Origin of the sequence: Lutimonas sp. (assembly GCF_051011215.1) — a bacterium.
In the GTDB taxonomy this organism is placed as follows: domain Bacteria; phylum Bacteroidota; class Bacteroidia; order Flavobacteriales; family Flavobacteriaceae; genus Lutimonas.
The window spans coordinates 1-25,967 of sequence record NZ_JBPCUJ010000042.1; the positions used below are offsets into that span (position 1 = coordinate 1).

Below are 25,967 nucleotides of genomic sequence, written 5' to 3' on the forward strand. Positions count from 1 at the left end.
TTGAGCAAATCAACAGTAAAGGAGGAATAAATGGCAGACCTTTAAAATTGATTGTTCGCATTGCAGCAGGTTCCTGGGGGGCCGGTTCAAGAGAAGTTGTAGACCTGGTTTTTAAGGATAAGGTGGAGGTGATTCTTGGCGCAATTCACGGTCAGGATTCCCATTTGGCAGAACAGGTAATCGCAAAAACCCAGGTGGTATATCTGTCCTCCTGGGCAAGTGATGCCACCCTGTCCAAAGCCTACGTGCCATGGTTTTTTTCCCTGGTACCTACGGATGACCAACAAGCTATTATGCTTCTTGAGGACTTACTGGACCTAAACTATTTGAAAGATATTGTTGTACTACATGATGGTAGTTACGATGCTGAACAAGCCTTAAAGAGTTTAAAAAGCACTTCCAAAGAATTTATTGATTGTCGTATTTCGGAACTTTCCACGATGTCTTTAAAGTCAATGGGCTTATTGGATAGTATTGAACAACTTAAACCAGATGTGATCCTTGTAATGGGAAGCACGGTTCCTGTATCAACAATTCAGCAGCAACTTGAAGGCTCAAAAAATGAAGTTCCGGTTTATATGCACCTGTCAGCTCAGTCAACGCTGGATTTTAGTCAACAAAAAAGGTTCATCAGCAACCATTGGAGACCCTTGTTTTCTCCGGATTTCTTGGATTCAGAATTTGTAGACTTTCAGGATTCTTATAAAAATGCTTGTAAGCGGACTCCCGATGCCCTGGCAGTTTTTGTATATGACGGAATCATGATGATTTCGAAAGCAATGATGACATCGCAACGTCAATCCTTGAGTTTACAAAAAAGTATGTTGGAAATTAAGTATCAGGGTCTTACAGGTGTCATTGACTTTGATTCCCTGGGTAGAAGAAAAAGTACGGGGAAACCACCAATAATAAGGGAATAATCGAATTGATCATCAAAATATTTTTCAAGTAAATCGCTATTTATTACTTAACTTTGATCCAATGAAGAACATTGCTTTTTTATCTGTGCTTTTTATTGTTTTTCCTTTACTCTTTGGTTGCGAAGAATCGGCAGCTGATAAGCAAAAAAAAGCAATAGAAATGATGACCACCCAAACGCTCGGGCTTGCTTACCTTGAAGAGTTTAAGCTTGAAGAAGCTGAAAAAGAATTCCTTAAAATGATCAGTTTGGTGCCGGATGATAAGTTGGGTTATGCAAATCTGGGTTTGGTGTACCTTCGAATGGGAAAATATAAAGATGCCGAAACCCAATTGTTGAAGGCCGAAAAGATCGATCCTGATGATGCTGATATAAAATTGTTGCTGTCAACAGTATATCAAATGGATGGAAGACGAGAGGAAGCCAAAAATATTTTACGAAAGGCGCTGGAATCTGAACCCGATCATGTTAAAATTCTTTATGACCTGGCAGAATTGTACTCCGCTGAAAACAATAAAGAATCCAAGGAATTAAGAAAGCGTTACTTACAGGATCTGGTTGAATACGCTCCTGAAAATATAGTGCCTCAGCTGCAACTTACAGAAGTTCTCATTGAGGAGAATTCATCTGATATTGCGATAGCTCGACTGCAAATTATGCAAAGACAATTTCCTGAATTTCCAAAAGAAGCGAAGGAGTATTACGAGAAAACGATTGAGCAATTACAAAATGAGGCCAACGAAAAGGCACTGATTAGCTTTACGGTCTTTCACAATTACATGAAGGTTTCTTATACCTATCAATCTGGAATTAATGATTTAAAAGGCCCTGGTGGCTCTCTAATCGGATTTCCATTGATTACCTATAATAGGCAGGTCAGTAATGAGATGACAGGAGACAGGTCGGTTTTAGAAGTTATAAAATTTAAAGATGTGACTTCCAGCCTGGGGCTTGATCTGGGAGCTTTGGAGTCATCGGACTTGGAAAAATACAAAAATACGACCCATATACAAACGGCAGATTATAATGGCGATGGGAAAACGGATTTTTACATAGGTAATTTTGATAGTGCACAGAATTCGTATGAACACTATCTCTTTTCAAATACCACCGAAGGATATCGAAATGTCTCTTCACAGTTGGGATTGAACCATAAAGGAAAGGAAATCGGAGCTTCCTTTGCTGATTATGACAACGACGGATTTCTGGATCTATATATTAATCTCGATCAAAACTCATTGTTATATAGAAATGCGGACAAGGGTATTTTTGAAGACAGATCTCCAAATTCCAAGTTATATGGTGGCGGTGTGAACAAGGCCTTGTTTTTTGATTTGGACCAGGACGGTGATCTTGATCTTTTTCAAGTAGCAAGGGAGGGTAATAGCATATTTCGAAATAACGGAGATGGTTCGTTTGATGAAATTGGAAAAGAATCTGGCCTGTCAACTGAAAAAAACAAGAATGATATTGATGCTGCTTTTGGAGATTTTGATGATGACGGTGATATTGATATCATCACTCTTAATGCAAGTGGTGATATCCTGATGTATACCAATAAGCGACAGGGTACATTTGAGATGGTGGCTGATGCCGGACTGGAATTTGTTAGTGGAAGTAGTTCTCTGGCTATTGCAGATTATAACAACGATGGTTTTTTAGATGTTTTTATTGGTTCACTGGATGGAGAAAACAGCATGCTTTACAGGAACTCAGGAGAAGGTAAGTTTCAAGCCGTTGCGGAAATGGCAAAGGTGTTTGCAGGGATTCAGGACCTGTCCGTAAGAGATGTTGCCTTTCTCGATTTTGATAACGATGGATTTCAGGATGTGTTACTTCTTGGAGAATCAAAAAGCAAGAATGCTTCAGGTCTGCAATTGTATCATAATGACGGTACAGGAATGTTTAGTAATAGTTCAGAAGTGTTGCCTTTAGAGTCGTATGAAGGCTGTGAGTTGGCGGTGCCTGATTATGATGGTGATGGCGATAGAGATATTCTTTTAGCACTTTCTAATGGTGGTGTAAAATTATTGAGAAATGATGGAGGGAACATGAATCATTATGTGAAGATGAAATTGGTCGGCTTAAGAACAGGTAGTGCTAAGAATAATTATTATGGTATTGGTGTAAAAGTTGAAATGCGTGCCGGAGATTTGTATCAAAGTATGGTTGTTACTGATCCCGACATTTATTTTGGGTTGGGAAGCAGACCAAAAGCAGACGTCATAAGGATCACCTGGACCAACGGGGTACCGCAAAATATTTTGCTGCCTGATACGGATCAGGCCTTGATTGAATCACAGACTTTAAAAGGATCCTGCCCTTTTCTATATGCATGGAATGGTGAAAAATACGAATTTGTAAAAGACATTACATGGCGGAGTGCTTTGGGAATGCCATTGGGTATTATGGGAGGGACAACCAAATATGCCTTTGCTGCAGCCTCTGATGACTATATTAAAATTGATGAAAGTCAATTGAAAGAAAAGGATGGATTGTATTCAATTCAGGTGACTTCAGAATTGTGGGAGACGATTTATTTGGATCAGCTGGAATTGGTGGCAGTGGATCACCCTGAAGAAGTAGCCGTTTTTGTTCCTGAACAGTTTGGACCACCACCATTTCCGGGAATGAAATTATATGAGCTTACTGAAAAATATGCACCACTTAGTGCCATTGATGAAAGTGGAAAAAATGTGCTAGCTATGATTTTGGCAAAAGACAATCAGTATCTTTCACATTTGATACCCGGTAAATTTCAGGGTATAACAAAACAACATGATTTAATTCTGGATCCGGGCACTGCCGGACAATTAGAAGAGCTTCATTTATTTTTAAGAGGCTGGATTTTCCCGACAGATGCGAGTATCAACGTGGCTCTTTCCCAGTCGGATAGTTTGAAACTTGAATTTCCGGTGATACAAGTGATCAACGAGAAGGGCGACTGGCAACAGGTAGATACAGAGATGAGTTTCCCAATGGGTAAGGATAAAACTGTTATTGTCGATCTCAGAGGTAAATTTCTGAGTCAGGATCACCGGATACGAATAAGAACGAATATGGAAATTTATTGGGATGAAATTTTCTTTGCAGATGCCCGGGTCAACGATAGTTTGATTACAAATGTGATGCAGGTGAAGAACGCTGATCTTCATTACAGAGGATTTTCTGAATCCTATAGAAAAGGCGGTAGATATGGCCCTCATTGGTTTGATTATTCAAAGGTGCAGGATCAGGGCAAATGGCGTGATCTAACCGGACGCTATACCCGATACGGAGATGTGACGTCTCTTGTTAGAGCATTAGATAACCAGTATATTGTGTCTAATTCAGGAGATGAAACCTCGATTAACTTTGATGCGACCGGTCTTCCTGTTCTTAAACAGGGTTGGAAGCGAGATTTTCTTATTCATAGTGTGGGTTGGGTGAAAGACGGAGATTTCAACACGGCAGAAGGTCATACCGTAGAACCCCTGCCATATCACGGAATGAGCAGCTATCCTCCCGCAGCAAAAGACAGGTATCCCAAGGATTCGATATTGCAGCAATATCATAAAGAATATAATACCAGATTGGTAAACCATCAGACCTTTCGGAACTCAATAAAACCAAATTAAGTGAAAAATAAAATTCTCCTGCTTTATAGTATAGCGCTCTTCGGGTTTCCAAGTTCGATCTTCGCACAGCAAAAAATACAATTCAAGGATGTGGCAGCCACATCAGGAATTGAATTCAATTATACATTTGGCGATTATACCTATGAAAATATTTTGGAAAGCAGCGGTTCGGGAATCACTGTTTTTGATTTTAATAATGATGGTTTGATGGATTTATTTATGATGAATGGTACGTATTTGCCAGGTATTTCTGATAAAGAAGGTGTTGAGTTTACCAACAGTCGTGATAAATTGTTCAAAAATATGGGAGACGGTACCTTTATGGAAGTAGGAAAACAAGCAGGGATTGATGACCTTCATTGGAGTATGGCTGCCGGTGCCATTGATATGGATATGGATGGTTTTGAAGACCTTTATCTATTAAATTATGGTTCCAATGTATTTTATCACAACAATGGAGATGGAACCTTTACGGATATAACTGAACAGCTGGGGCTTGGCGGACCAGAAAAACTCAATGGTTTTACGAAATGGAGCATTGGTGTTTCATTCTGGGATTTTAATCTGGATGGCAGACTGGATGCTATGGTTGGTAATTTTCTGGCTTTTGACCCCGCATATATATCTACCCAGACCCCGGGGATGATGCCTCATCCTTCTGAATATAGAGGACAGGCTTCTATGTTATATGAACAACAAGAGAATGGAAGCTTTAAAGAAGTAACTGAAAAAAATGGCTTGTTTTATCCTGATTCCAAGTGCATGGGGCTTACCGTTTTTGATTATGATGATGATAAGGATCTGGATATTTTTCAGGCCAATGATCATCAGTTTAATTATTTATTCAGAAATGATAAGGGCAGCTATAAAGAAGTTGGAATTGCAAGTGGTGTGGCTGCCAACAGCAAAGGGCAGGAAACAGGTTCTATGCACGCGACTTTAGGTGATATAGACGGGGATGGATTGGTGGATATATTTGTTTCGGATCTAAAATACGGCGCACTATACCGAAATAAAGGGAATGGATTGTTTGAGGATATTACCGAGAAGAGTGGTATTGCCGGACCGATGGCAGGTAAAGGTGGATGGGGAGCTGCCTTATTTGACTTTGATAATGATGGAGACTTAGATCTCGTTACTGCAAACGGTACAGCTGAAGAATTGATTTTACAATACCCTTTGTTACTTGAGAATGATGGGAAGGGTAATTTTAAAGATATTGGGAAAAGTCACGGAGATTATTTTTCAACAAAAAGGTCGGGACGCGGACTTGTGGTTTGGGATTATGATAACGACGGAGATTTGGATATTTCAATATCTCACGTTGATTTGACCGCATCAGCCGTTTTGCTTAGAAATGATGGGGGAAATCAAAATAACTGGATCGGATTAAGCTTACGAGGAGAACAGGGGCTTGCTTCGGGAATTGGGGCTAAAATAACGGTACAAACGGGAACAAAGACCCAGGTGCTGGTCAATCAATGGACGAGTGGTTATCTCTCCAACAAAGAACCTCGTGTTCATGTGGGATTGGGGGATCATGTCCTTATTGATGAATTAAGGATACAGTGGCCGGACGGGGTTGAAGAAATCTATAAAAAAATACACGCAAATCAATATCTCAATGTTGTCAAAGGAAAAGGATTTAAGTAGTTTTATCATAAGGATTTTGAAATTTCCGAGAAAGATGAAAATGAGAGAAAGCGTGTAGAATCGATTAAAAAGAATAAAAAAATACAACATGAATAGTCAGTATATAAGCAAGGTAGTTGATTTGACAGATCCAAAAAAGAATGTCATTTATAATATGAGTCATGAAGAGGCTGTAAAAATTCTAAATTCTGGTGATTTGGAGGCTGTACGAAAAATTGACGGACAGTTTTGTTTGATAGCGGTTGAGGGAAAAACAATAAGAATGGCAAGGTCCATTGGAAGGCCAATCAGATATTTTATTGCAAAACAAGCTGTTGGGCCTCAATTGATCATCGCTGAACGAATAGATGTTATTTATAATCATTTAAAAAAGGAAGGACTTGATGATCAATTTCATCCTTCGTATACAAGAATGGCTCCGGCTCATTATGTTACCAGGATAGAGTTGTTGGGTTGCCCGGATCCAAATCCAGTTTATGATCGATTTTTCACCCCTGAACGAAATAGTTACCGTCCGGAACAAGTGGAGCAAATAGGCAAAGATTATATCGGAGCCGTATATGCCGAAATTAAAAAATGGCTTCAGTTCAGAGCTACCGAGGGCCCTGTTGGCGTTACTTTTTCTGCCGGTATAGACAGTGGATCTATCTTTGTGTTGCTCTATCACGCTTTAAGAGAATTGGGAGAAAGTCCTTCTCGCTTAAAGGCCTTTACTTTATCAGTGGAAGGTGAGGGGGAAGACCTCCTGCAGGCTCGGAAATTTTTACGGGCGTTGGACCTGGAATTGTTTCTGGAACCCATTGAATTGGATTACCATTCTCTCAATTGGAAAGAAGCTATTGAGGTTGTAGAAGACTATAAACCTTTGGATATTCAGTCTGCTACGATGAATTTATCCCTTCTACAGAGTATCAGATCCAGGTATCCGGACTGGAAGTATATTATTGATGGAGATGGAGGAGATGAAAACCTGAAGGATTACCCGATCGAGGACAATCCGGAATTGACCATCCGTAGTGTACTCAACAACCTGATGTTGTATCATGAGGGTTGGGGAGTTGACTCCATTAAACACTCTTTAACATATTCAGGGGGGCTGAGCAGGGGATATATGCGTACTTTTTCTCCGGCAGATCTGTTAGATTTTGAAGGATTTAGTCCATATACACTCCCAAATGTAATTGAAATTTCTGAAGGGATTCCTTATATAGATTTAACCGATTGGGATCATCAAAGGCTTTATGACTTAAAGGGTCAGATCGTGGCAGCTGGAGTGAAGGCTGTGACAGGAATGGATATGCCTGTTTTTGAAAAACGTCGCTTTCAACATGGTGCAGCGTCCACGGATAATTTTAAAAAACATTTTCCAGAAAAGGATATTACCTACAGAAAGGAGTTCATGTCTAAATATGAGTAACAAGGAGGAGCTTTTACTGAGTAGAGGCTGGATCGAAGCCAACAGACCTGAAAGAAATCTGATTCAGATGAACCGGCCCTATGGATGGTTGGTCGAAAAGGAAAGAGCTGCTTCTGGAAAAAATGTAGATACCGGTATTATTTTTATTAGTAATAAGGAATGTTCCTTTCGTTGTTTGATGTGTGATCTTTGGAAAAACACAACTGAGGAGTCTGTTCCTGTCGGGGCTGTGCCTGAGCAAATCAAATGGGCCCTGGGGAAAATGCCGCATATAAAACAACTCAAGTTATACAATAGTGGCAGTTTTTTTGATACAAAGGCCATTCCCGTTGAGGATTATGGAGCTATCGCAGCAATGGCAGCTGGATTTGAGACTGTGGTTGTTGAAGCGCATCCCAAGTTAATCAATGCAAGTTGTTTGAGTTTTAGGGATATGCTTGATCCGGAACTTGAAGTAGCTGTCGGATTAGAGACGGTGCATACAGAGGTGTTGAAAAAGCTGAATAAACAAATGACAGTCGACGATTTTGTAAGGTCAATAAAATTTCTAAATCAGCACAATATAAGATCCCGTGCATTTATTCTGTTGAGACCTCCTTTTATGACTGAAGAAGAAGGCGTATACTGGGCTAAAAAATCACTGGATCTGGCTTTTGATGTCGGTGTTGAATGTTGTACCCTTATTCCGGTACGACCGGGAAATGGCGCCATGGATATTTTAATGAAGCAGGGTCAATTTGAAAAGCCTTCATTAAAGTCATTGGAAGAAGTGGTTGATTATGGCATTTCTCTGAATGCAGGAAGGGTTTTTGCTGACACCTGGGATCTTGAACTCTTTTCACAATGTTCACAATGTTTTGATCAAAGAGTGGATCGATTGATTCGTATTAATCAGAACCAATCTTTACTTCCGAAAGTATCTTGCTCATGTTGAAATTCTCAATAAAGCATATCTTTTTTATCATGAGCTGACCTATTGGAAGTTTATAGAGTGATCTGATCTTTTAAAGTGTTCGACTTGATTAACAGAATGAAAAAATGAGGTCAGAGCCCGAATCAGTTAATTTAAACTATAAGTAAACTGTAAATTCAATCCATAATCGTCGTTAGAAGCATCAACGTTTTGAGGTTGACTGTCATAAGTATAGTAAAAATTGAATCCGATTTTAAAATTATCGCTGAAAATACTGACCTTGGGGTTTAAATTGAATATGATCCGATATCGATCACCACCTGTTAAATAAGGAAGATACATAATGTCTGAATCTACCCAGACTTTAGGACTCCATAACTTATAAACTTTCCATTTTACCTGAAAAAGGCCGGCTAAATCATCCCTGATTGCTCCATCTCCAACCGGTATTTCACGGGATACATTGACCCCGGCTGCAGCATATAAGCGATTCCATTCGTTATAGGCAAGATCTTTGATTCCGGCCAAATTCAAACTCCATCGAAGATCTGTCCCTAATTGGAGGTTTTGACTGGCACCGATAGTAACATCTGCATACCAACCTTTGTTTAAGGTTCTTTGCCAGGATAAGGCGATGTCTGATTTACTGGAGCTTAAGGTGTCTGATTGATACGTGTCATTGGTATCCCAGGTCAGGTTGAAGTCGCTGTTCCGTTTCCGATACTCAAGATTGCCGGAAAAGACGAGCGTAGCAACATTACTACCTTTAGAATAGTTGGCCCCAAGATTGAAATTACCGCTTAGCCGTCTTGAAAAACTATTCTTAATGGGGTATACTTCAACGATATCTTCAATTTTTACTAGAATATTCTCGTTGACTAAGATCAAGTTGACTTCACGTTCCTTTTCTGCAGGCTCAAAAGATCCGAAATAGATTCGGCCACTTTCCATTTTAATCTCAAAAATTTTACTGGAAATGATGGTCGAAATCTTTGGCTCTTCCAAACTGATGGTCCCCATACCATCCATTTTCCATGTAACAACACCATAGTTCATTTTTTTAAAATCACCAGTTAAGATATTGCCATTAATATGAACGATGGTATCCGTTTTCTGAGCCCAGCTTTGAAAGCAGGTCAGCATAGAGAAAAACATCAGCAGGACTGTATAAGTTTTGAGTTTGATCAATCAGATTTGTTTAGAATAATAAAAATACATTTTTTAAATAACCTAGAACTATGTTGCGTCAAAAGTGCGGGTAAAATTTCTTTTCTTCTGAATACTGTTTCCAAAGTGATTCTTGGAATTTTGTAACATTTTTATGTAAACAACGTCCTTTACGTAAACAATCTCCCTAACCAACTAGATTAATGAAAATATTATATTCTATCCTAAGTCTGTTTTTAGTATTTCAATCATGTAATAACAGATCCCAAAGTACCGAAGTTAACAACAAGGAATTACTTGTTGAATCAAATTTAATACCGCCGGTTTATTTTGAGAATCAGAAAACCTGGAACATTGAAGAACGAATGAAACATTATGGAGTCCCGGGAGTTAGTATAGCGGTTATTCAGGATCATAAAATAGCATGGTCAAAGGCCTATGGTATTATGGATAAAGAGAGTAAGGAACCTGTGACATTGACAACACTCTTTCAGGCCGGATCTATAAGTAAACCCGTAGCTGCTTATGGAGCGTTACATGCAGCTGATAAAGGCCAGATAGATTTAACAGAGAATGTAAACACCTACCTTAGCTCGTGGAAACTTCCTGACAATGAATTTACTGAGGAACAAAAAGTAGGATTAAAACACCTGCTCAGTCATACAGGAGGATTGACTGTACATGGGTTTTTAGGGTATAGCCCGGATCTGGAGGTTCCCACATTGACAGAAGTTTTAGATGGATTGCCTCCTGCTAATTCTCCTGCAATTTATGTGGATAAAAGGCCTGAAAAGAGCTTTCGATACTCAGGAGGTGGCTATACGGTAATGCAGCAAATGATGATTGATATTATGGGGAAGCCATATCCTGAATTAATGGCTGAACTTGTTTTGAACCCATTGCAAATGATTAACAGTACCTATGATCAGCCTTTACATAGTGAAATGTTGGGTGTGGCTGCAACCGGATATTTACCGGATGGGTCCATGACCAAGGGTAAAAGACATACCTATCCTGAGATGGCGGCTGCCGGACTATGGACCACTTCTGAAGACCTTGCAAAGTTCGCTATTGATGTTCAACAGGCTTCTCAGGGTACCAGTGAGAAAGTACTTTCCAAAAAAATGGCAAATCAAATGCTGACTCCTTTTGTTGAAGATTTTAATGGCCTGGGCTTGTTTATTAATAAAATGGGAGATGAGATTTATTTTGGACATGGGGGCTGGGATGAAGGTTTTTCCAGCGAGTTGATCGCTCATAAAACCAAAGGATATGGGGTAGTGGTATTAACGAATTCGAATCATCCTGATTTTATTTCAGAACTGATCAGGTCCGTGGCACTATCATATAACTGGGATGATTATGTAACGATACATTCTAAGAAAGAAATGAATTGGGAGGAGGTAGCTTCTATTGAAGGCAGGTATAAAATAAATAATGACGACTTGGTTGAGATCACGAAAAGCGGGGAGAAACTAATGATGAAAAAACTTGGACGGAAGGAAGTCGAGTTGATCAGAATTACAGATTCAACATATATAAGTGACCAGAATAATGAACCTATTTATTTTGATCTAAAGAAGAACCCAGAAATAGTGACCATGACTTATTTACACCCATATAACAATGGTGTTCTTAGATCGTATGAACCTATACCTGTCGATGAGACTTTGCCAATGGAGTATCTAATAAACGGTGATCATAAACTTGGATTGGAAGCGTATCTAGAACTCCAAAAAAATGACGAAGCTGATGAGGCCATTAGCGAGAATAGATTAAATCGCACAGGCTATATGTTATTATCTGAAGACAAAATAGAACTGGCCAAGGCCGTTTTTAGTGTGAATACGGTTTTATATCCGGATAGTTTTAATGTATATGACAGTTTTGCTGAAGCTTGTATGATCAATAAAGAATATGATCTAGCCATAGCAAATTATCAAAAATCGCTTGATTTGAATCCTCAGAACACGCATGCTCAGGATATGATCGATGATATGAAAAATTAGATGAAGAATTAATTCTATCGACGCGATTTTAGAAACCTTATTCCTTTTCTCCATATACGGCCCAATCGATGCCTCGTGTTAGCATGGTCCATACGGAAGGGTGATCAAAATCTTCTGGATTATGTCCAATGGACATATAGAAGATTCGTCCTTTATCATGATGTTTTTTCCATACAACCGGCATTGAATTTCCATCAATCCAGGTATCGTGATCTGCGTTGAAAGTGGTGGTCGCCAATACACGTACATTCGGGTCAACATGCATATAATATTGTTCGGTGTTTTTAATTTCAAAATCGACCAGATCTTTTGTGACAGGGTCACCGGTGTTGCTGATTTGTACCGTATAGTTTATTTTCCCTCCAGGATGAGATACCCACTGACCTCCAATCATATACTGATACTCAGTATTGTTTCTAAAGGAATCACCCAGACCTCCATGGCAGCCTACAATTGGTGTCCCGCTTTTTACAGCTGCAATGAGTCCTTCACTTTGTTCTTTTGTGATTTCGCCCATGGTCCAATATTGAATGATAAGATCCTGTTTGGCCATCAATTCCGGATTGGCATAGACTCCTAAAGAATCGGATACAAGCACTGTGGCCCCCATTTTTTTTGCCCAGACTGACATTCTTTTGGCAAAGACATCTGGCTTGTGTCCATCCCATCCACCCCAGACAATAAGCACATTTTTATCTTTAAGGGAGATGTCGTATTCTGAATTCTCTGATTGACCTGCTGCAAGAAAACTCTGGCAGATGAAAAAAATGAACAGTAAAAAGTTTCGGCGTATCATGTTCTTATTGGATTAGGTTAGGGTGCAGAAAGATAACGTAAATTAAAGAAAAATAAAATTCCTGAAAAGCCTGTATTATCAACTTCCTGCTTCCTTTCTTAAAACCTGTAGTGGAGGACTCCTTAACACACTTCTGCTGTTCATAAGGCCTATCGCCAAAACCAGCAGGCTAATTCCGGGGAACAAAACTAAAAACGGAAAGCTTGAGGGAACAAAGGCAAGATCAAAAATAAAATAGGCCAATGTCTGAGCACTCACCAAGGAAAGTAAAATACCGCTTAAGCTACCTAATACACCCAGGTATATATATTCAAGTGCTGTGATTTTTAATATTTGCTTACTGGTTCCTCCAAGAGTTCGTAGAAGTACATTTTCTCTGATTCTTTGAAATTTGCTGGTTCTTACTGCACCGATTAAGACGATAATACCTGTGAAAATGCTGAAGATGGCCATAAAATTAATCACCCAGGAGATTTTATTCAAGACGCTTTCTATAAGCACAAGAATCTGTCTGAAATCAATAATTGAAATATTGGGAAATTGCTTTATGAGTTCACTCTGAAGTTTTGCAGATTCTTTTTCATCTGCTGCATGAGTGGACAATACGTTAAATTGAGGAGCAGTTTCTAGAATTCCTGTTGGGAAAACGATGGAAAAATTAAGCTGCATCCTTCCCCAGTCTACTTTTCTGATATTAGCCACCTTTGTAGTCATGAGTACCCCTTGTACATTAAAAACCAGGGTGTCACCAACTTTTAAAACCCCGTCCCTCTCAATACTTTCTGCAATTGAAATCGATACAGGTTTTTCAGGGTCGTATTTTTCAGAAGCTACCCAGTCTCCATTTACCAAGGACTCTGATGCTATTAATGAATCTCTATAGGTCACTCTAAATTCGTGATTTAACATCCAGTCATTAACCCTGCTGGTCGTGTCTTTACGAATTTCATTGGCAGTCTGTCCCTTGATGCTATGCACCCTCATGGTAACAATTGGAATGTTGTCGATCACATTACCCAAGGTCTTGGCCACCTCATCTTTTTGATCATTTTGCACATCCATTAAAATGATATTTGGAGTATTATCGCTGCTTTCAAACGATAATTTGGCCAATAGCATATCTTTGGTAAAGTACAGGGTGCTGATTAGAAAGGTACCTACCCCAATGGCCAGAATCAAGGTCATGGTTTGATTTTGAGGTCTGAATAAATTTAGCAGGCTTTGACGAGAAATAAATCCCCAGGAACTCGGAAAGAAATTTTTGATCAGTTTCATGAATAACCTGGTAATAGCCACTAAAACTAAAAATGTAATCAATATTCCCAGGATAAAATAGAGAGAATATTTCCAATTGTTTAACAGCCAATAAGAAAAACCGTACATGAATAAGAGAATGATGCCAAGCACCAGAAAATTGGCCTTTTTAGATTTTTCATTCGTCGATTCTTCTATTCTTAGTACACGCAAAGGAGAAACAAACCAGGTACTCAATAATGGGATCAGCGCGAACAACATGGACATAAAAACACCTAAAACAATACCGACAATAACTGAGGCCGGATAGATGGTCGTTTCAATGGCAAAGGGCAGCATATCACTGAGTATATAAGGAAACAATTCCTGTAGAAAAATTCCGAGTAAAGAGCCTAGTAAGCCCCCAAAGAAACCCATACCCATGATTTGAATTAAAAATATCAGAAAGCTTTGTTTCCTTGTGGCACCGAGACATTTTAAAACAGCTACCGAACGCAACTTCTCTTTGACGTAAATATTCACGGAGCTGGCAATGCCAACACAGCCCAACAAAAGGGCAATAAAGGCTACCAGGTTCAAAAAGACACCAAAATTCTGGTATCGCTGTCCCAATTGCTGACTAGAATCGATATGGGTATCCATATCGGCCTCTTCGGCATCCAGTACCGGGTCCAATTTTTCATGTAAGGCAACAAGATCGGTTTCCTCAGACGCAACAAAGTAATACTGGTATTCCAGGCGACTACCCACCTGAATTAATCCAGTTTGTTCTATATATCGATACGGGATGTACACCGTTGGTGCGATGCCGCTGGAAAATCCGCCTGTGCCAGGTGCGGCATCTAAAGATCCGGCAATCGGAAAAGTTACATTCCCAATTTTTATACTGTCACCTGCTTGTATGTCATATTGTAGCATGAGTGTTGCATCAACCAGGGCTTTGCCCTCCTGCTGATAACTGCTTCCTGCTGAGTTTGGTGTAGTTTCAAAATCACCATAAAAAGGGAAATCGCCTTCCAGCCCCTTCACACGAACCAGTTTTGTTCCTCCGTTTTTAGGGAAAAAGCCCATGGAAGCAAAATTTATTTCACGGGCATCCGCGCCTCCTAAAGAATCAATGATGCCCTGGACACGCTCATTGGGAGCATGTCGGCTATCAATAATATAATCTGCACCCATCAGGGCCTTCGATTGTAATTCAATGTTTGATTTCAGGTTTTCGCCAAAAGATTGTATCGAAACAACGGCTCCTATTCCAAGAACTATAGAAGCCATAAAAAGAGATAATCTTTTATAACTGGCCTTGGCATCTCTCCATGCCATTTTGAACAACCACTTGGTACCTGCTTTAGATTTCTGCATAGTTCTCAATTCTATAAAACGCTTTGTTCTCTCATGATTTTTCCTCTTTGAAGCCTCAATATGCGTTTATTCATACGTGCAAGTTCCATGTCATGCGTGACAATCACCAAGGTGGTTCCAGCTTCTTTATTCAGGTCAAAAAGTAATTGAACTACCTTCTCACTGGTTTCAGCGTCAAGATTTCCAGTTGGTTCATCTGCAAATAATATTTTTGGTTTGTTAGAGAAGGCTCTGGCCAATGCAACTCGTTGCTGTTCTCCACCCGATAACTGAGACGGATAGTGATCCATTCTGTCGCCTAATCCAACTTTTTGCAACAATTCTTTGGCAATGATTTCCGGTTTCTTTAGTCCTTTTAATTCCAAAGGGACCGTCACATTTTCTAGGGCTGTTAATGTTGGCAATAATTGAAAGTCCTGAAAAATAAATCCTACTTCGCGATTTCTTAATAGCGCTCTTTCATCTTCTCCCAGCGAGTTGATTGATGTGCCGCAAAGTTCTATTTCACCTTGATCTGATTGATCAAGCCCCGCACAAAGTCCGAGTAAAGTTGTTTTTCCACTTCCTGAAGGTCCAACAATGGCAAAAGTATCACCGGTATGTATAGAGAATGATATGTCGTCAAGAACCTTTAATTCTTTTTCACCACTTTTATATGTCTTCTCAAGATTCTTTACATTTAATATATTTGTCATTCTTTTATCGTCTTTTTGTAAGGTGCAGAAAGATAAGGAAAATGATTAAAATTAAATTTGACTACTTATGCGTGATGTGTTAAAGTTTTGTTATTTGTCTTTGCTGATTTTACTGATGTCTTGCGCTGGTGGATCTGCTAAAGAAGAAAAGGTTCCATTAGAATCAACGCCTGTTAAAAAAGTGTCTGAATCCAAAAGTTCAACCAAGACGATTTTGTTTTTTGGCAATAGCTTAACGGCAGGTATGGGCTTGGAAGTTGAAGAGGCATTTCCGGCTTTGATACAACAAAAACTGGATTCTGCCAACTTGAGTTTTAATGTGATTAACGCCGGTCTAAGTGGCGAAACAACGGCAAGTGGAGAAAATAGATTATCGTGGTTGTTAAAGCAAAAAATAGATGTTTTTGTGTTGGAGTTAGGTGCTAATGACGGCCTAAGAGGCATTCCTTTAGATGAAACAAAGAAGAATCTTCAAAAGATGATCATCGAAGTGAAGGAACATAATTCAGAGGTGATTATTGTATTGGCAGGAATGCAGATACCACCAAATATGGGTGTTGATTATGTACGTGATTTTAAGAATATCTTTCCTGATTTGGCAACTGAGAATAGCATTGAACTGATTCCTTTTCTGTTACAGGACGTAGCAGGAGACTCCAACCTGAACCAGCCCGATGGAATTCATCCAACGGCTGAAGGGCAGCGAATTGTCGCTGAGAATGTTTGGCAAGTCCTTCAGAAAGTACTGTAAGGTCAATTGACAGGCGTTCTTCTAATCGAGCTTGGTTCTGGCTTTGTCAATAATCCTGGATTGAAATTTTTTGTCATCCTTGATAATTTTGAAAAAGCCTTCTAAATAATCTCGCGCTTCTTTAAACTCTTTTGGGTCCTTAAAATAACTTTCATATGTGTCGATTGTTTGAAAGATATCTTCTTCTTTTTTGATGTATTCCTGTCTCACCTGTTGAATTACACTTTCCTTTTGTTGAAAACCTCTATATAATCGAGTCGTAACATTTGAGATAGGAAGGGTTTTGTTTTTTATTTCAGATACCACCGCATAGCTGACATTGACAAGGCCTGACATATCAAAGTCATAAGGAACAGGGACGAATTTTTTGTCCAAATAGAATAGTTTTTCATTGTGTTGATAGGCCAGTGAATAGTCAGTGTTGCCAATCATGTACTGAAACATGTCATTGCGGGTAGAACTTATAGGATCTTGTGCATTTGGATGAATTCTTCTTTTAACAATCTTACCTCCACTTGCAGCAGCCAGCTTTTTATCATCTTGAATGAGAAATCCTATTAGATCATGATCCAAGGATTTTTTTCCTCGTTCTTCATGTAACTCGATGGCCAGCATTTTTGTTTCAAAATGATAAGGTGATATTAGTTCATAAATTTTGTACGCCAGAAGTTCTTTTATCACATGGTCATTTGATCGTGTAGATTTTAAGCATGGAAGTACCATTTTGAGTTTTCTGTCCTGCTCAAAAATTGTTCCTTTTGAATGTTTTTTATCAATCTTGACCCATAGTGGGAGGTAGTAACAGTGAAGTCGTCTATAATTTCCTCTGGCCCGAATATTAATTTTAATGGAGGTTATGCTTCCGCTTTCGTTTGAATAGTTCAGTTCTGTTTGGATGTAAGTAGAATCATTGGTATAGGCCAGAACATCTTTTTTAGAGTAATTGAACTTAACTTTTAAGATGGAATCTTCTTTAAAAAGGGGAGAAAGTTCATGCTGGTTTTTATGCAGATCACCAGAATGTACCTGAGCATAGGTCCCAATCGAGAAAAGTAGCATGAAGCATAAAATTGATTTCATTACAGCATTGTATTTAAATTGCTAATAATCAATTAAATATACTAAAATCTTAGATGAAAATTTGTTTTTTGGAATAATTAATTGAATTCCAGTTGCCCATGCATATTTTTAAGCTGCCGCTAAGAAAAAAGAAGGTGTATCATATAGCATCTAATTCTTTGCACCAAAATAATAAGCGAGTCCAAAATTTAAAGATAACAGATCAAGGGTGAAATTCACATTATGAGAATCTGATGTGAATTCATTTCCTTCGTCGTCCGTTGTTTTTGATCGTTCATATTCATAGCCTAAAACATCCAGCTGAATTTCAAAGGCAAAACTTTCCAAGGCAAAAAAGGTTATTCCGGGGCTAATGCCAATACCAAATAGAAAATCATTTGTAGTTTCTCTTTCTGTTTCTTCACTGTTTTCAAAACTCTTCGTTTCAGAATTACCAAATCCAAAATCCATTTTCACCTCATTAAAAAAACTGAGACGCTGGTTTTTTGATAAGGGATAGTAATTTCTCATAAACGGAGAGATAACATTTTTATGAGCGACGGATTCACTGGAGATGGTATCCAGGATAATGATACCTCTACCTTCTGATTTGTCTCTGCCATGGGTTATTCCCAACCCGAAAAAACTATAATTTCCAACCGAATAGCCACCCTTGATTTTAACTTCATAATTAAATTCGCTCCCTTCAATAATATTGTCAAATCCAATATATTTATTATCGCTTTTAAGATTCGTGTCTTCAATATTAAACGTTAATGCTGTAAACCATTTTCCTTTATTGAAGGGTTTAAATTCTTCATCATAATATTCAAACATTAATTCGACCGGTGAAAGCTTTTCTTTTTTTTGGGCCAACAAAGAAGCGGTGACTAGAATAAAGAAGCAAAAAATGATTAATTTTTTCATGATGATAAAGTTTGGTTGTACAGGAGTTTAAAGGAGGTAAATATATAAATTAAGAATTTCTAAATTAGAATTATTGGCATGCAGAACTCGAATATCAGATTCAGCTCATAAATTTCTGTTAATAATTTAGGTTCAAAAATTAGAATCTCACAGGTTTTTGGTATTATTGTTCCTGATTCTCTGGCGGAGAAATTATTCCTGCTAAAATAAGGTTTGAAGATGTATGGTTCGGGTGAATAAGTCAATTTTATCTAAGAATGTAGCGTTGCTTATACTGCTGTTAATTTGTAGTATTACAGGAAAATTATGGGCACAGGAACCAGTGTTGGTTGCGGGAATCGTACAAAGTGATTCGGTGAAATTACCCGACATTCATATTTTGAATTTAAGTACCAGGAAAGGAACCGTCAGTAATCTTGAAGGGGAATTTGCAATTACCGTGTCTGCAAATGACACTCTGATATTTTCCGGAATTCAGTTTCATACCTTGGGAATTGTAATAGACAGAGAAGCTTTAAAAAGAAGGGTGATTAAGGTTGAATTGAAGTCAAGAATTGAAGAATTAAGTGAGATTGAGCTGAAAGGACATGATCTGGACGGGTTATTTTACATAGATACAAAAAGACTCAATGATTCTTTGCCTTTAATGGGTGAAGAAGCTGTCAATTTTTCAAATCAAGGGTATGATGATCCTACAAGTTCAAATTATGTGGTTCCCTCCGCAAACCTTGTTAATCTTGTGTCAATGATTGGTAAGAAGAAACGAGTAGAAAGGCAAAAAGAAGCAAATCTACTGCAGCAAAAAAGAGCGGCAACAGATAATATTCGAAAAGACATTGGCGTAGATGTTTTTAGGGAACAATTGGGTATTCCACCGCAGCACATTGAACCATTCATTCGGTATTGTCAGAAAAAAGACATCATAAACCTTTATGTCGAAGGAAGAATTATGGAAGTCATCGATATTCTTATTAAAGAAAAGGATAATTATATCAGAGAAAGAATTCAGAATCAATAGGGTCAGTTTCTTTACTTTTTATTGATTATTTTTAAGGCGAAATCAAAGTTGTCAGTATGAAAGTTTTATTCATTGGAGGTACAGGAAATATTTCGCTTTCGAGCACGCGGTTGGCAATTCAAAGAGGCATTGATATTTTTTTGCTTACAAGAGCCAAGGGACAAACTGTTCCGGAAGGTGCTGTAAGTCTGGTTGCTGATATTAATGATGAAGGCAAGGTAAAGGAATTAATCAAAGGCCATCATTTTGATGCAGTCGTAAACTGGATTGCCTTTGAACCAGAAGATATCAAGAGAGATTTCAGATTATTTCGCGATAAAACGGATCAATATGTTTTTATAAGTTCAGCTTCCTGCTATCAAAAACCGCTATCACATCCTGTTATTACCGAATCGACTCCTTTGGTCAATCCATTTTGGGACTACTCAAGGAAGAAAATTGCATGTGAAGATCAACTAACCGATTTGTATAGAAATCAAGGTTTTCCTATTACCATTGTTCGTCCCTCTTTAACGTATGATACCGTAATCCCAGTACCCATTGGAGGTTGGACAGAGTATACGATAGTCGATAGAATAAAAAGAAAGCAACCAATTATAGTCCATGGTGATGGGTCTTCCTTGTGGACCATAACACATGCCAGAGATTTTGCTGTTGGTTTTCTTGGCCTTATGGGGCATCAACAGGCAGTTGGTCAAAGTTTTCATATTACATCTGATGAAATTCTTACCTGGAATCAAATATATGACGCCGTTGCAATGACAACAGGAGTTGAGGCTGTTAAAGTGTTTATTCCTTCTGATTATCTTGGAAGTTTTGATGAACAACTGGACGGTAGTTTACGCGGGGATAAGGCGGTTAGTACCATTTTTGATACTACTAAAATAAAGAGATTTGTGCCTGAGTTTAATCCTGTTATTAGATTTAAAGATGGGATAAGAGATACTATTGACTGGTTTGAAGGTGCTCCGGATAGAATGCTCATCAAAAAAGAAACCAACGATTTTATGGATAGAATTATCCGTGCTTATAACAGGCCTTAACCTATTTGTTTTAATGTAAAGAGCAGTAGGATGAGTTTCTGATGCTAAGAACATTTAATTAGACTATAAACCTTACTTTTACTCTAAATTGATCAAGCCTCAAAAATATAAAATGAAAAAGTCACTGTTTTTTATACTTACAATTATTGTCTCATTTATGTGTCAACATGTAAATGCACAGGAAGAGAAACCCAAAGTAGCCCTGGTATTAAGCGGTGGTGGAGCAAAAGGAATTGCTCATATTCCATTGTTGCAGGCACTTGATTCTTTAGGAATTGTACCTGACATAATTATAGGTACAAGTATGGGTAGTATTGTCGGAGGATTTTATGCTGTTGGATATTCGGGTGATAGCATCGCTGTTATGGCAAATAACGCAAATTGGACAGAATTATTAGGTGGAGATGTTAATTTGGTTGACGTCAGTATGGAGGAAAAAAGTGAATTCAAGAGACATTTGGTTGATTTTGATATTATTGAAGGTAAGCCCAAGGTGAATGCCGGATTTTTAAAGGATCAAAAATTAAGAGAGTTTATTTCTTCATATACGTATCCTGTGTTTAATGTACAGAATTTTGACGACCTGCCGATTCCTTATAGAGCAATGACCACAGATATTGTTAATGGTAAAGAGGTGTTTCTTGACAAAGGATCATTAGGTTTTGCCATGAGAGCGAGTATGTCTATTCCGGGTGTATTTCAACCCATGCCTTATGAAAACACTTTACTCGTGGATGGAGGTGTTCTAAATAATTTCCCCGTAGATAGGGCCAAAGAAATGGGCTATGATTTTATAATTGGAAGTGATGTTGGCGGCGGCATGCAGAAAAAGGATAAACTCAGTTCCATACCTGCCTTGTTATTTCAGGCCGGAATGTTGACCAGTAATCTGAAAAATCCTGAAAGTCGTGAATCTTGTGATATTTTAATCGATCATATGCCTAATTTATCATATTCTACAGGTGATTTTGATAAGGCGGAAGAAATATTTGCTGAAGGAAAAATTGCGGTTCAAACCAATCTTGCTGCCTTGGTCGAATTGGCCGATCAATTGACTAAATATAAACAAAGAGAGCATAAGATTCCGGATACTCCGAACCAGTTTTTGATAGATAGTATTAATTTCATTGGAGTCAGTGAAGCAAATTTAGATTTGGTAAAAGCAAGGGCTAATATTGTACCTGGAGAGCGTTATTCTACAGAAGAATTGATAGCAAGCGTCGATAGGGCCATGGGAACAAATTTATTCAGCCAAATTACCTATGATGGTGGAATTCGTGATGGAAAACTTGAACTGAATTTAAAAGGGTTTGAACGATCTCAAAGTGTCATCAAGGGTTCCTTACATTACGATACTTACAGAGGGGTCGGATTAATGGTTAATTACACGGGTAGAAATTTAATAGGAAATTCTTCAAGATTTCTGGTTACTGCGGATATTGCTGAACAGCCAAGATTCAGAGTTCAATACCAAAAGCAATTTAGTGAAGACAAAACCTGGTGGTGGCGATCTGAAGTTTTAGGAGAGTTTTTAGAACAAAAATTTTACTTTGAAGGAGAGCTGGCTGATAATATGAATTCACAATATTTTCAAATCGAGAATAGTTTCAATAAGAATTTAAACTCAATGCATAGTTATGTAGGTATGAATTTAAACTATGAAACAACTAATATGCAGCCTGAAGTCGATCCTGAGATTAGGGATAATATATTTAATCTTGATAATTACAGGTATCGTTTCTTCGAAATTGGTGCCCATTATCTATATCGCAGAATGGACAAGGTTTTTTATGCAACAAAAGGAACCTTTTTCAGAGCCGCCTTGTCTAGGTCGTTGTTGAACGATTTACATGTTGAGTTTGGGCCGCCTGATTTAGGAGAGATTCAAAGACCTGATATTAAGGGATCCACTAATAATTTTACGAAGTTAAATTTTGACTTTGAACACAGGATGGCCTTTTCTAAAAAAGTAGTGGGGATCGCTGGTGCCAATCTTTCTTTTACTTTTGAAGATGAATTGGAAGGAGATGATTTTTCCGTATTTGAATATGGCTTTCCGGCTTTATATGCCTTAGGCGGGACAGTTCTGTCACCTAGAAAAGGCACGTATATTTATCCTGGTTTGCACGAAGATGAAATCTTTGTAAGTCAAATGATGAAGTTGAATTTTGGCGTTCAATTGAACCCTGTTTCTAAATTCTTTTTGACACCTCATTTGAATATTGCCACAGTAGGATATGATGACTTTAATGAATATATTGAAAATGCTTTTTCACCAAATGGCAGATGGTCCGAGGCGTTAGAAACGAGTAGTATTATTTCTACGGGAATTAATTTTGCGTATCACTCTTTTTTAGGCCCCTTGAATTTTGATGTTTCTTACGTAAATGACATTAATAAAGTCAGGGTATTTTTTAGTCTGGGTTTATTATTTAATAGGTCCAACTAGCTCAATTTTTTGGCGCTGTGGATGCTGTTTATGCGATTCACCGAGACAAGAATTATTAGAAAAAAAAACCTATAAGCAGGTGCATATAGGTTTTTTTGTAAAAAAGATTATTTTAAATCTTATCTCATTTCAGATTTAAATTTTTGTCCGCCAACTGATGCTTCGTACATCAATCCGCCTTTTGCATGGGTGAAAATCAAGATGCCATCTCTGTAATCAACATCAAAGGAAGCTCCAGCAGTAACCGCTACTGCAGTTGCCTGAGCCGCAAATTCAAACTTATCTCCTGTGAAACGATCAAAGGCCTCTTTGTTTTTGAAGAAAATTATCTCTGAATAAGCTTGACCACCGGCTTGAAAACCTATCGTTACCTGCGACATTTTACTGTCTCCTACAATACTGCCTCCAATGTAAAGAGTTCCATTTCCTGCTGCGCCACCAACTCCTAAGCCGCCTTTACCAATTGATGGGAAAACAGCATAACCGTATGCAGTGCTGAAATATTTGCTAATTTTGTCATTTGTTTCTTTAAATTCCTCAATTGCCTCAGCAGATTTAGCAGAAACATCTTTTTGAGCAAATCCGTTAAATGAGAAAGCAATTAAAAATAATGCGATAATCGTAAGTTTAGATTTCATAGTTGATTGTTTTAATATTGATATATAATTTGTCTAAAGGTAATGATTTTATTGTGTAGTTGAAAATTGATAAAAATAATTCTGCAGATGGATGTTATCGGCAAAAACTATTTGAACCAAATATGTTTTATGGATTACTTTTTTATCATTTAATCCATACTCAAAACGAAATTTTAATCGTGATTTAATTTTAAATGAATGTGATGAATTTTTCAATATTATTGCTAACTTTAATAGTCTAATATTAATTATTGAATCAGGTTCTTCAACCATGAAAAACGGCATCCTTTTAGTACTTATTGGAATATTTATCATCCCATCAGGGATTGTTGGTCAGGGATATTATAATCAGGAAAACTTTGGGAACAGGTCTATTCTACTAAGCGGAAATGTAACGGGGAGTGTAGATGATTTGGGATTAACGTATTATAATCCCGCCAGAATTGCATTGATTAAAGATCCGGTATTTACAATTAACGCGAAGGCTTATCAGGTTAATTCTTTAAAATTAAGCAATGTCTTTGGTCGTGATGGAAAGTTAAGTGATTCAAGATTTGAAGGAGTTCCAAGTTTAATTGCCGGTACTTTCAATATAGAGAAATGGGAGAATCATCATTTTGCATATTCTTTTTTGTCCAAACAAAGATCAAGATTGAATTTTAATGTAACCAGAGAGCTGGACCTTACTGAATTTAAAGAAGAATTTGATGATCTTGATAGACTGATAGGGAATTTTGAGTTGGATAATAAAGAAACAGATGAGTGGTTTGGAGTTACATGGGGTACGAAATTAAAGGATAACTTCAGTATCGGGATTTCAACTTTTGTATCAATTTATAATTACAGCGGAACATATGATTTAAGGTTTGCTTCATCTAACACAACATTTGGAGTAGATGTATTTAACAATGAGATAAAGTTTGGACAATCGTCTTATGGAGTTTTTTGGAAGCTTGGTCTTGCCTGGCAATTAGATAAATTTGATTTTGGTCTTAATGTAGATTTTCCCTTTGTTGAAGTTTATGGAGATGGTAAATTTCAATACCAGCGCTTCTTAAGCGGAGATATCGCCAAAGAGGAAGATTTTCAATTTTATGATTTTAAAAGTCTGGAAACCTCCAGGAAAGAACCCTTGGGGATTTCCATAGGTGTTGGTTGGCCTTTTGGTAAGAATAAATTGCATTTTAAAGCCGATTGGCATGCAGGTATTTCTGAATATAGTCGTTTGGTGATTCCTCCAATAGATGATGATGGTGTAGGATTTGAATTTCAGGAAAGCCTGAGGTCGGTAATTAATTTTGGACTGGGTGGTGAATTTTATTTGAATGAAACCATTAATTTATACGGTAGTTTTTCTACAGATTTTTCACCAGTTGAATCAAGTGCCAATATTTTTGACCTTATTGGTAATGAAGATAGAGATGCAAATTTCGATGCTGACTATTTGCATTTTGGTTTTGGATTGGATATTAAAATGAAAAAATTGAAACTTGTTCTAGGAACAACATATTCTACCGCTTCGGGTGATTTTAGTGATCCAATTGACTTTCCTTTTGACGACGTTGACCTTCCTGTGAATAGTGATCCGTCAAGAATAACAATAAACCGTTGGCGTTTTATTGTCGGATTAGAGATTCCTATTTTTGGATATGATGTCGAGTTTAAGTAACATTTTAATAAAGCCTGGGCTGACATGATATCAGTCATTTATTACTTGAGACTATTGACTTAAATTTGTGTTTTACGTAGAACGATGACTAAAAAACCGATTTTATTTATTGGGATTCTATTACTGATTTCTGGTATTTTGATAAAGAATATGACCACGTTTAATGCCTTGGGGTTAACCTTGATTTTAACAGGTGTTGGACTAAAGACCTTTTATATTGTGATGTTAGGGAAAAGTGGTGCATATGTCCCCGGGAAAGAATTGATACTATTAGTTCTTGGCTTAATCTTATTTCTTAGCGGTTTGTATTTGAAGAGAAGCTATGAGGATATATGGTTTGCCGTTTATATGATGGGTATTGGACTCGTCTTGAAGCTCGGCTTTGTAATTGCATTTATACGAAACGTAAAAAACAATCCTGACAAAAATCTTAATGAAGGAATAAAAACCTAGGATGTCAGATCGGAAAGATCTCACGGATCTGCGTCAACTTTAATACATTTGCTCTAATGCCCCTCAACATTTGCAAAACCCGTAAGATCTAATAAAAAGTTTTACTGTATCCTTTGAGAATTTGAAGTTGTCATAGCAACTTCGTTCATTTCCGAGGT

Annotated in this window: 19 protein-coding genes; 12 read left to right on the forward strand and 7 right to left on the reverse strand. The window is 37.8% G+C overall.

Annotated features, from left to right (window positions below):
* From ACR2MV_RS04445 to ACR2MV_RS04465, 5 genes are all read left to right on the forward strand, one after another.
* Window positions 1-920 (forward strand): ABC transporter substrate-binding protein (locus tag ACR2MV_RS04445; protein ID WP_434020697.1); only part of this gene is annotated, 920 nt, incomplete at its 5' end.
* A gap of 61 nt (window positions 921-981) precedes the next feature.
* Entirely contained in the window at window positions 982-4,536 is a 3,555-nt protein-coding gene (locus ACR2MV_RS04450; protein ID WP_434020698.1) for an FG-GAP-like repeat-containing protein, read from the forward strand.
* Window positions 4,537-6,189 (forward strand): CRTAC1 family protein, encoded by a 1,653-nt coding sequence (locus tag ACR2MV_RS04455; protein WP_434020699.1) that lies wholly within the window; start codon window positions 4,537-4,539, stop codon window positions 6,187-6,189. It abuts the gene before it with no gap.
* 88 nt (window positions 6,190-6,277) lie between these two features.
* The gene (locus tag ACR2MV_RS04460) at window positions 6,278-7,606 is read left to right on the forward strand and encodes an asparagine synthase-related protein (RefSeq protein WP_434020700.1); all 1,329 of its coding nucleotides are present in this window, start codon (window positions 6,278-6,280) and stop codon (window positions 7,604-7,606) included.
* Window positions 7,599-8,540: a radical SAM protein gene (locus ACR2MV_RS04465; protein WP_434020701.1), complete on the forward strand. Its 942-nt coding sequence runs from the start codon at window positions 7,599-7,601 to the stop codon at window positions 8,538-8,540. The genes ACR2MV_RS04460 and ACR2MV_RS04465 overlap by 8 nt, the downstream gene beginning before the upstream one ends.
* A gap of 126 nt (window positions 8,541-8,666) precedes the next feature.
* Here the strand turns inward: ACR2MV_RS04465 and ACR2MV_RS04470 are convergent, their stop codons facing one another.
* A complete protein-coding gene (locus tag ACR2MV_RS04470; RefSeq protein WP_434020702.1) occupies window positions 8,667-9,707 on the reverse strand; it encodes a DUF481 domain-containing protein in 1,041 nt (346 codons plus the stop codon).
* Between the two features lie 182 nt (window positions 9,708-9,889).
* Between ACR2MV_RS04470 and ACR2MV_RS04475 the strand changes: the two genes are divergently transcribed.
* Window positions 9,890-11,695 carry a serine hydrolase gene (locus ACR2MV_RS04475; protein WP_434020703.1) on the forward strand — a complete coding sequence of 602 codons (1,806 nt, stop codon included), beginning with the start codon at window positions 9,890-9,892 and terminating at the stop codon, window positions 11,693-11,695.
* Window positions 11,696-11,732: 37 nt separating this feature from the next.
* Here the strand turns inward: ACR2MV_RS04475 and ACR2MV_RS04480 are convergent, their stop codons facing one another.
* The 3 genes from ACR2MV_RS04480 to ACR2MV_RS04490 form a co-directional block, all read right to left on the reverse strand.
* Window positions 11,733-12,491, reverse strand: coding sequence for a ThuA domain-containing protein (locus ACR2MV_RS04480; protein ID WP_434020704.1), 759 nt, complete (start codon window positions 12,489-12,491; stop codon window positions 11,733-11,735).
* Window positions 12,492-12,569: 78 nt separating this feature from the next.
* Complete coding sequence (locus ACR2MV_RS04485) at window positions 12,570-15,107, reverse strand: ABC transporter permease (RefSeq protein WP_434020705.1); 2,538 nt, start codon at window positions 15,105-15,107, stop codon at window positions 12,570-12,572.
* 11 nt (window positions 15,108-15,118) lie between these two features.
* Window positions 15,119-15,802, reverse strand: coding sequence for an ABC transporter ATP-binding protein (locus ACR2MV_RS04490; RefSeq protein ID WP_434020706.1), 684 nt, complete (start codon window positions 15,800-15,802; stop codon window positions 15,119-15,121).
* 67 nt (window positions 15,803-15,869) lie between these two features.
* Here ACR2MV_RS04490 and ACR2MV_RS04495 point away from each other — a divergent pair, with 67 nt between their 5' ends.
* Window positions 15,870-16,553, forward strand: coding sequence for an arylesterase (locus ACR2MV_RS04495; protein ID WP_434020707.1), 684 nt, complete (start codon window positions 15,870-15,872; stop codon window positions 16,551-16,553).
* Window positions 16,554-16,574: 21 nt separating this feature from the next.
* Here the strand turns inward: ACR2MV_RS04495 and ACR2MV_RS04500 are convergent, their stop codons facing one another.
* Window positions 16,575-17,612 carry a hypothetical protein gene (locus ACR2MV_RS04500; RefSeq protein WP_434020708.1) on the reverse strand — a complete coding sequence of 346 codons (1,038 nt, stop codon included), beginning with the start codon at window positions 17,610-17,612 and terminating at the stop codon, window positions 16,575-16,577.
* Between the two features lie 171 nt (window positions 17,613-17,783).
* A complete protein-coding gene (locus ACR2MV_RS04505; RefSeq protein ID WP_434020709.1) occupies window positions 17,784-18,539 on the reverse strand; it encodes a hypothetical protein in 756 nt (251 codons plus the stop codon).
* Between the two features lie 232 nt (window positions 18,540-18,771).
* Between ACR2MV_RS04505 and ACR2MV_RS04510 the strand changes: the two genes are divergently transcribed.
* The 3 genes from ACR2MV_RS04510 (at window position 18,772) to ACR2MV_RS04520 (ending at window position 23,049) form a co-directional block, all read left to right on the forward strand.
* Window positions 18,772-19,557 (forward strand): hypothetical protein, encoded by a 786-nt coding sequence (locus tag ACR2MV_RS04510; RefSeq protein ID WP_434020710.1) that lies wholly within the window; start codon window positions 18,772-18,774, stop codon window positions 19,555-19,557.
* A 56-nt stretch (window positions 19,558-19,613) separates the two neighbouring features.
* The gene (locus ACR2MV_RS04515) at window positions 19,614-20,600 is read left to right on the forward strand and encodes an NAD-dependent epimerase/dehydratase family protein (RefSeq protein WP_434020711.1); all 987 of its coding nucleotides are present in this window, start codon (window positions 19,614-19,616) and stop codon (window positions 20,598-20,600) included.
* 112 nt (window positions 20,601-20,712) lie between these two features.
* Window positions 20,713-23,049, forward strand: coding sequence for a patatin-like phospholipase family protein (locus tag ACR2MV_RS04520; protein ID WP_434020712.1), 2,337 nt, complete (start codon window positions 20,713-20,715; stop codon window positions 23,047-23,049).
* A 119-nt stretch (window positions 23,050-23,168) separates the two neighbouring features.
* Here ACR2MV_RS04520 and ACR2MV_RS04525 read toward each other — a convergent pair whose 3' ends face one another.
* Window positions 23,169-23,687, reverse strand: coding sequence for a YSC84-related protein (locus ACR2MV_RS04525; protein ID WP_434020713.1), 519 nt, complete (start codon window positions 23,685-23,687; stop codon window positions 23,169-23,171).
* Window positions 23,688-23,958: 271 nt separating this feature from the next.
* On the opposite strand from ACR2MV_RS04525, the gene ACR2MV_RS04530 reads away from it, so the two are divergent.
* Both ACR2MV_RS04530 and ACR2MV_RS04535 read left to right on the forward strand, forming a co-directional pair.
* Complete coding sequence (locus ACR2MV_RS04530; RefSeq protein WP_434020714.1) at window positions 23,959-25,356, forward strand: hypothetical protein; 1,398 nt, start codon at window positions 23,959-23,961, stop codon at window positions 25,354-25,356.
* Window positions 25,357-25,440: 84 nt separating this feature from the next.
* Window positions 25,441-25,809 (forward strand): hypothetical protein, encoded by a 369-nt coding sequence (locus ACR2MV_RS04535; RefSeq protein WP_434020715.1) that lies wholly within the window; start codon window positions 25,441-25,443, stop codon window positions 25,807-25,809.
* Window positions 25,810-25,967: the final 158 nt, after the last annotated feature.